The sequence below is a fragment of the Ferruginivarius sediminum genome, assembly GCF_003344765.1.
Lineage (GTDB): Bacteria > Pseudomonadota > Alphaproteobacteria > Kiloniellales > Rhodovibrionaceae > Ferruginivarius > Ferruginivarius sediminum.
In genome coordinates, this window is the sequence record NZ_QPMH01000062.1 from 1 (window position 1) to 553 (window position 553).

A 553-nucleotide genomic window follows, 5' to 3' on the forward strand; every position below is an offset into this window, starting at 1 on the left:
AGGCTGCCCGACCGGCCGTCGTCCCCGCGCATCCGTCCCTCCCGCGTTCGTCCATGCCGGAGGGAATCACGCCAAACCGCCGGCGTCAGCTACTTTTTCAGCGTCCTGCTAACTCGACGGACGAATCGAACAAGTGTATAGCCTTGTCTACGTGATCCGGATCGGAGATCGCCTTGCGGAACTCGGTCTGCAAGTGCTCGATATGGCTCGCGATTTCCGCTCGCTTGCGGATAAGGCCGCAGATGGTGTGCTCGTTCTTCATGCCCGCCAGTGTAGTGACGGGTGTCATCGGATTCGATAGAATCTAAGGTGTGTTTGCTACATAAGGCCGCCGATTTTCGTTTCCCCCCAGTCACTTCCCGGAGGGGAAGCTGTTCCGAAGGGACTGAGGCGCACCCCCATCGCGGCCGGTCGGACCTTGCCAGGCAAGGACCGCCCGACGCACCCCCTTGTGTCTTTGAATTTTGGCAGGATGGGCGGTGACGCGGTGCCGGGTCATGACCCGGCACCGCGTTGCGGCCGTGAGCCCGTTACCCCCTTGGCCTGGATACCG

At 61.8% G+C, this 553-nt stretch carries 1 protein-coding gene; it reads right to left on the minus strand.

Features of this window, described 5'->3' with window-relative positions:
* Nucleotides 1-97: 97 nt before the first annotated feature.
* On the minus strand, nt 98-262 hold the full coding sequence (locus DRB17_RS20320; protein WP_153242393.1) for a hypothetical protein: 165 nt from the start codon (nt 260-262) through the stop codon (nt 98-100).
* Nucleotides 263-553: the final 291 nt, after the last annotated feature.

Excerpts from the sequence above, each read along its gene's own strand:
- DRB17_RS20320 (WP_153242393.1), bottom strand. The coding sequence starts at position 262 with ATGAAGAACGAGCACACCATCTGCGGCCTTATCCGCAAGCGAGCGGAA.